Here is a 6,173-nt window from a genome sequence, read left to right as displayed (position 1 = left end):
ATGTTGCTCTGCAGCGGGCTGTCCCACCCGAAGGCGTAGGTCGCGGTGTACAGGATGCCGTTCTCGATGACCAGGCCGACCACGCTGAACAGCAGGAACAGGGTCAGTTCCTTCGTACGGCCGCTCTTGTCGCGGTCGCGGTAGGTGAAGTAACGGAACCCTATGTAGTTGAAGATGATCGCCACCACCGTGGCGATGACGCTCGCCCGGACCACCGGCAGGTCGGTGACATGCCGGACCAGGTTGAAGACGAGGAGGTTGACGAGGAGCCCAGCCCCGCCCACCGCACCGAATTTGGCCGCTTCGCGAACGATCCTTCGCAGCCCTGAGGAACCATGTCCCATGGTTGTACAGTCCCCCAGTCGGGTCGGTCAGTCGAGTGATTTCGTCAACCCAGCCATGCTAACCACCCCCCGTACCCGTTGCCTGTGGACGAACTCACACAACGGGAAACAAGCTGGTAAGAGGCCCGGAAGAGGAGTGGAATCCGGCCGCCGTGGCGCGACCGATACCCTGGTGCCGTGACGTTCCCGGTAGTCGGCATGGTCGGCGGGGGCCAGCTCGCGCGTATGACACACGAGGCAGGCATCCCGCTCGGCATCAGGTTCAAGCTTCTCAGTGACACCCCTCAGGATTCCGCGGCGCAGGTGGTGAGCGATGTCGTCATCGGCGACTACCGCGACCTGGACACGCTGCGCGAGTTCGCGCGCGGGTGCGATGTGATCACCTTCGATCACGAACACGTACCCACCGAGCACCTCAGAGCCCTGGAGGCGGACGGCATCCCCGTACGCCCCGGCCCCGACGCGCTCGTGCACGCCCAGGACAAGGGCGTGATGCGCGCGCGGCTCGACGCGATCGGTGTGCCGTGCCCACGGCACCGGATCGTCAGCGACCCCGAGGACGTGGCGGCCTTCGCGGCCGAGGGCGACGGCTTCCCCGTCGTCCTCAAGACCGTCCGCGGCGGCTACGACGGCAAGGGCGTGTGGGTCGTCGACTCGGCCGAGGAGGCGGCCGACCCCTTCCGGGCCGGCGTCCCCGTCCTCGCCGAGGAGAAGGTCGACTATGTCCGCGAGCTCGCCGCCAACGTCGTACGGTCGCCGCACGGCCAGGCCGTCGCCTACCCGGTCGTCGAGTCCCAGCAGGTCAACGGCGTCTGCGACACCGTGATCGCCCCCGCGCCCGAGCTCGACGAGGCCCTCGCGCTCAAGGCCGAGGAGATGGCCCTCAACATCGCCAAGGAACTGGACGTCGTCGGCCACCTCGCCGTCGAGCTGTTCCAGACCCGCGACGGCCGCATCCTCGTCAACGAGCTCGCGATGCGCCCGCACAACTCCGGCCACTGGACCCAGGACGGCGCGGTCACCTCGCAGTTCGCCAACCACGTCCGGGCCGTCCTCGACCTCCCGCTCGGCGACCCGCGCCCCCGCGCCAAGTGGACCGTCATGGTCAACGTCCTCGGCGGCGACTTCCCCGACATGTACTCCGCGTACCTGCACTGCATGGCCCGCGACCCCAAGCTGAAGATCCACATGTACGGCAAGGACGTGAAGCCCGGCCGCAAGGTGGGCCACGTCAACACCTACGGCGACGACCTGGACGACGTTCTCGAACGCGCACGTCACGCTGCCGGCTACCTGAGAGGCACGATCACCGAATGAGCCCTGTCGTAGGCATCGTCATGGGGTCCGACAGCGACTGGCCCGTCATGGAGGCCGCCGCCCAGGCCCTCGACGAGTTCGAGATCGAGTACGAGGTCGACGTCGTCTCCGCGCACCGCATGCCGCGCGAGATGATCGCGTACGGCGAGCAGGCGGCCGAGCGCGGTCTGAAGGCGATCATCGCGGGGGCCGGGGGAGCCGCCCACCTCCCGGGCATGCTCGCCTCCGTCACCCCGCTCCCGGTGATCGGCGTGCCGGTCCCGCTGAAGTACCTCGACGGCATGGACTCGCTGCTGTCCATCGTGCAGATGCCGGCCGGTGTCCCCGTCGCGACCGTCTCCGTCGGCGGCGCCCGCAACGCCGGTCTGCTCGCGGCCCGTATCCTCGCCGCGCACGACGAGGAACTCCTCGGCCGGATGCGGGAGTTCCAGCAGGAACTCAACGACCAGGCCACCGAGAAGGGCAAGCGCCTCAGGTCCAAGGTCGAGGGCTCCAACGGCTTCGGCTTCGGCAAGTGACCGCCGTGGACCGGCTGGAGGCGGCCCGGGAACTCCTGCGCGAGTTCCCGGTCGTCGACGGTCACAACGACCTCCCGTGGGCGCTGCGCGAACAGGTCGGCTACGACCTCGACGCCCGTGACATCGCCACCGACCAGAGCGCCCACCTGCACACCGACCTGGCCCGGCTGCGGGCCGGCGGGGTCGGCGCGCAGTACTGGTCGGTGTACGTCCGCTCGGACCTGCCCGACGCGGTGCCGGCGACCCTGGAACAGATCGACTGCGTACGGCAGTTGATCGCCCGGTACCCGTCCGCGCTGCGGGCCGCGCGCACCGCCGCGGACATGGAGGCGGCGCGCGCGGAGGGCCGTGTCGCCTCGCTCATGGGGGCCGAGGGCGGCCACTCCATCGCCAACTCCCTCGCCACGCTACGCGCGTTGTACACGCTCGGCGTCCGCTACATGACCCTCACCCACAACGACAACGTGGACTGGGCGGACTCGGCGACGGACGCACCCGGAGTCGGCGGGCTCTCCGCCTTCGGCCGCGAGGTGGTCCGGGAGATGAACCGCGAGGGCATGCTCGTGGACCTCTCGCACGTGGCGGCGACGACCATGCGGGACGCGCTGGACGCGACGAGCGCGCCGGTGATCTTCTCGCACTCCTCCGCGCGGGCCGTGTGCGACCACCCGCGCAACATCCCGGACGACGTCCTGGAGCGCCTGCCGGCCAACGGCGGCATGGCGATGGTGACCTTCGTCCCGAAGTTCGTCCTCCAGGCCGCCGTCGACTGGACGGCCGCGGCCGACGAGAACATGCGCGAGCACGGCTTCCACCACCTCGCCACCACTCCCGAGGCGATGAAGGTGCACCGCGCCTTCGAAGAGCGCAACCCGCGCCCGGTCGCCACGGTCTCGACGGTCGCCGACCACCTGGACCACATGCGCGAGACGGCCGGCGTGGACCACATCGGCATCGGCGGCGACTACGACGGCACGGCGTTCACCCCGGACGGCCTGACCGATGTCTCCGGCTACCCGAACCTGATCGCCGAGCTCCTCGACCGCGGCTGGTCCCGCACCGACCTCGCCAAGCTCACCTGGCAGAACGCGGTCCGGGTGCTGGGCGCGGCCGAGGACGTGGCCCGGGACCTCCAAGCCGCCCGGGGCCCCTCCAACGCGACGATCACGCGGCTGGACGCCTGAGCGTCCGGGCACCCTGACCTGGTGGCCGGGGCGGCACGGGGAACCGCACCCACGTACCCCCGAACGCCCCGCCCACCAGGAAGCCCCCCGCGCTCCGTGCGACGGTGACCGTACGGCGATCAGGAAGATCACGACGTACGGGAGCCCGTCATGGCAGATCTCCAGGACGAACTGCACCCCGAGGTGGGAGAGCTGCCCGCGCTCTTCGGAGCCGTGCCGGAGCTGCGCACCCCCGGCTCCGACCCGGACGCCGAGCTCCTGGACCGCGCCCGCGCCCTGCTCGCCGCGCACCCCGTGGCCGACGGCTACAGCGGACTGCCCTGGGCCCTGCGGCACCTGCCCTGGTTCGACCTGGAACTCGGCGAGAGCGCGGTGGACACGGACGTACCGAGGCTCAGGGAGGGGCACGTGGGAGCCCTGATGTGGTCGCTGCACCTGCCCGAGGGGCTCGACGGCGACCGTGCCGTCGGCGCCACCCTGGAACAGCTCGACCTGGTCAAGACGGTCGTACGCAACCATCCCGAGGGCCTGCGTCTGGCCCGCACCGCGGGACAGGCCACCGACGCCCGCAACTGCGGCCGCGCCGCCGTCCTGCTCGGTCCGGCGGGCGCCGCCGCCCTCGGCGACTCGCTCGGCATCCTGCGCTCCCTGCACGCCCTCGGCCTGCGCGCCCTCACCCTGACCGGGGTGTCCTGGGCGAGCGCGGCGGGGCTCACCCGGTTCGGCGAGGAGGTGCTGCGCGAGATGAACCGGCTCGGCGTCCTCGCCGACCTCTCCGGCGCCTCCGACGCCACCGTCCGGCGGGCCCTCGCGGTGTCCAAGGCGCCGGTGCTCTTCAGCCGCTCCGCCGCCCGCGCCCTGCGCCCCCATCCGGCCAACCTGCCCGACGACCTGCTGGCCGAGCTGGGCGCCGCCAAGGGCCTGTGCATGGTGCCGCTGACCGCCGAGCAGACCGGCCCGACGGTCCGGGACGTCGCCGACCACCTCGACCATGTGCGCGCGGTCGCCGGCGCCGAGTGCGTGGGGCTGTCCGGCACCTACGACGCGGGGACCGCCCATCCGCAGGAGCTCGGGGACGCCTCCTGCTACCCGCACCTCGTCGCCGAGCTGCTGCGCCGCGGCTGGGACGAGACCGGTCTCGCGCTGCTGACCTGGGGCAACGTCCAGCGGCTGCTGCGCGAGTCCGACTTCACCGCGCGGGCGGCGCAGCAGCGCCGCGAACCGTCCACGGCGAAGATCGCCGAGCTGGACGGCTGACCGGCGGCGCTACACCGGGTCGATACGGCAGAGGCAGAAGGGGTGCCCCGCCGGGTCCGCGTACACCCGGAAGTCCTCCTTGTCCTCGGCGTGCAGCAGCCGTGCGCCCATCTCCAGCACCTTGGCCTCGGCCGCCTCGATCTCCTCCCAGGTGGTCCCGCCGTCGAAGTCCAGGTGGAACTGCTGGGAGTTGCGGTCCGCCCGCGGCCACTCGGGCGGGGTGAGGTCCGGGGCGCTCTGGAAGGCGAGCCGGGGACCGGCGGGCACCCGCAGGACCACCCAGTCCGGGTCGTCGTCCTCCGGGGTGCCGCCCACGATCCCGGCGTAGAAGCGGGCGAGCGCGCGGGGGTCGGGGCAGTCGATCACGACGGAACGGAAACGTGCGACAGTCACGAGAGGTCCTCCTGGTTCGACCGGCGGTTCAGCAGGCGCAGAGGCAGAACGGGTGCCCCGCCGGGTCCGCGTACACACGGAAGCTGCGGGAACGGTCCTCGGTGTCCAGCGGCCTCGCCCCGAGCGCCAGCACCTCCCGCTCCGCCGCGTCCAGGTCCGGGACGGTCAGGTCCAGGTGGAACTGCTGCGAGGCGTCGGGGGCGGGCCACTTCGGCGGCACGAAACCGGGGGCGGCCTGGAAGGCCAGCGACGGTCCGCCGGGGGTCCTGAGGTCCACCCAGTCACCCTCGCCCTCGACGGTGCCGCCGAGGACACCGGCGTAGAAACCGGCGAGCGCGCGGGGGTCGGGACAGTCCAGTACGACGGCTCCGAGTTCGGCGACGGCCATGGCTTCCTCCTTGAAGCGCGGGGTTACCTGTAGAAGCGGGTAACCAGTAACGGTTACCGCATGCTCCCGCATAGGAGGTAACGTCGCAAGGGAATTCCCTAGCTAGGTAGCGTGCAGCCATGAGTGAGCGATCGCCCGCGCCCGGGGGACTGGCCCTGATCGAGTCCCTGGTCAACACCGTGGACCTGGAGTCGGGCGCCGATTCGCTGGACACGGCGGAGGGGCGGGAGCGGTTCGGGATCGCCGAGGGGGAGCTGGAGCGGGCACGTGAGCTGCGGGAGTCGCTGCGGGTCGCGTTGCTGGCCCACGCCGGGCATCCGCCGCATCGTACGGTGACGCCCCTGGGGGACCTGCTGGCGGCGGCCCCCCTGTTCGTGACGGTCGCCGCGTCGGACGGTTCGGCCGCCCTTACCCCCACCGACCCCGGGTCCCTGCTCTCCCGCGTCGCCGCCGCCGTCGCCGAGTCGCTGGTCGCGGGCACCTGGACCCGTCTCAAGGCCTGCGAGGCCGTGGACTGCCACTGGGCGTACTACGACCGGAGCCCGGCGGGGCGGGGGCGGTGGTGCTCCATGCAGGTGTGCGGAGCGCGGGCGAAGATGCGGCGGTACCGCGCCAGGGGGTGACGGTTGTCATCCCGGACTCTTGGAAAGCGGTTCCCGAAATGTGGTGGCGGTGTGGAGAATGGCGGTGGACGCCGTTCCGGCCGGCTGAGCCCCGGCCGGAACGGCGGCCACCCATGGCTCCGCACGGGCTGGTGTCGGCGGGCCTGCAA

The 6,173-nt window shown here is 71.5% G+C and carries 8 protein-coding genes; 5 read left to right on the top strand and 3 right to left on the bottom strand.

Annotated elements, in window-relative coordinates; all coding sequences use genetic code 11:
- The coding region (locus EHS43_RS34475; RefSeq protein ID WP_148104155.1) for a GtrA family protein at positions 1 to 344 on the bottom strand (344 nt) is incomplete at its 3' end.
- Between the two features lie 177 nt (positions 345 to 521).
- On the opposite strand from EHS43_RS34475, the gene EHS43_RS34470 reads away from it, so the two are divergent.
- The 4 genes from EHS43_RS34470 to EHS43_RS34455 all read left to right on the top strand — a co-directional run bounded on the left by EHS43_RS34470 (position 522) and on the right by EHS43_RS34455 (position 4,620).
- Positions 522 to 1,661, top strand: coding sequence for a 5-(carboxyamino)imidazole ribonucleotide synthase (locus EHS43_RS34470; RefSeq protein ID WP_125194577.1), 1,140 nt, complete (start codon positions 522 to 524; stop codon positions 1,659 to 1,661).
- Positions 1,662 to 1,681: 20 nt separating this feature from the next.
- Positions 1,682 to 2,179, top strand: coding sequence for a 5-(carboxyamino)imidazole ribonucleotide mutase (purE, locus tag EHS43_RS34465; RefSeq protein ID WP_037900329.1), 498 nt, complete (start codon positions 1,682 to 1,684; stop codon positions 2,177 to 2,179).
- Positions 2,176 to 3,363 carry a dipeptidase gene (locus EHS43_RS34460; RefSeq protein ID WP_185806538.1) on the top strand — a complete coding sequence of 396 codons (1,188 nt, stop codon included), beginning with the start codon at positions 2,176 to 2,178 and terminating at the stop codon, positions 3,361 to 3,363. Before purE ends, EHS43_RS34460 begins: the two co-directional genes overlap by 4 nt.
- 150 nt (positions 3,364 to 3,513) lie before the next feature.
- On the top strand, positions 3,514 to 4,620 hold the full coding sequence (locus tag EHS43_RS34455; RefSeq protein ID WP_125194576.1) for a dipeptidase: 1,107 nt from the start codon (positions 3,514 to 3,516) through the stop codon (positions 4,618 to 4,620).
- A 9-nt stretch (positions 4,621 to 4,629) separates the two neighbouring features.
- Here EHS43_RS34455 and EHS43_RS34450 read toward each other — a convergent pair whose 3' ends face one another.
- Together EHS43_RS34450 and EHS43_RS34445 are read right to left on the bottom strand one after the other, a co-directional pair.
- A complete protein-coding gene (locus tag EHS43_RS34450) occupies positions 4,630 to 5,013 on the bottom strand; it encodes a VOC family protein (RefSeq protein ID WP_125194575.1) in 384 nt (127 codons plus the stop codon).
- 28 nt (positions 5,014 to 5,041) lie between these two features.
- On the bottom strand, positions 5,042 to 5,401 hold the full coding sequence (locus EHS43_RS34445) for a VOC family protein (RefSeq protein WP_125194574.1): 360 nt from the start codon (positions 5,399 to 5,401) through the stop codon (positions 5,042 to 5,044).
- A 119-nt stretch (positions 5,402 to 5,520) separates the two neighbouring features.
- Here EHS43_RS34445 and EHS43_RS34440 point away from each other — a divergent pair, with 119 nt between their 5' ends.
- Complete coding sequence (locus tag EHS43_RS34440; protein WP_125194573.1) at positions 5,521 to 6,024, top strand: CGNR zinc finger domain-containing protein; 504 nt, start codon at positions 5,521 to 5,523, stop codon at positions 6,022 to 6,024.
- The last annotated feature ends 149 nt before the right edge of the window (positions 6,025 to 6,173 follow it).

Origin of the sequence: Streptomyces sp. RP5T, assembly GCF_003933965.1 — a bacterium.
Classification (GTDB): Bacteria; Actinomycetota; Actinomycetes; order Streptomycetales; family Streptomycetaceae; genus Streptomyces.
The sequence above is the reverse complement of the archived record's forward strand: the minus strand, read 5'-3'. Positions and strand labels throughout refer to the sequence as shown.

Bases quoted from the DNA above. Each gene is read 5' to 3' on its own strand.
- EHS43_RS34440 (WP_125194573.1), top strand. From the start codon at position 5,521: ATGAGTGAGCGATCGCCCGCGCCCGGGGGACTGGCCCTGATCGAGTCC.
- EHS43_RS34455 (WP_125194576.1), top strand. From the start codon at position 3,514: ATGGCAGATCTCCAGGACGAACTGCACCCCGAGGTGGGAGAGCTGCCC.
- EHS43_RS34445 (WP_125194574.1), bottom strand. From the start codon at position 5,401: ATGGCCGTCGCCGAACTCGGAGCCGTCGTACTGGACTGTCCCGACCCC.
- purE (WP_037900329.1), top strand. From the start codon at position 1,682: ATGGGGTCCGACAGCGACTGGCCCGTCATGGAGGCCGCCGCCCAGGCC.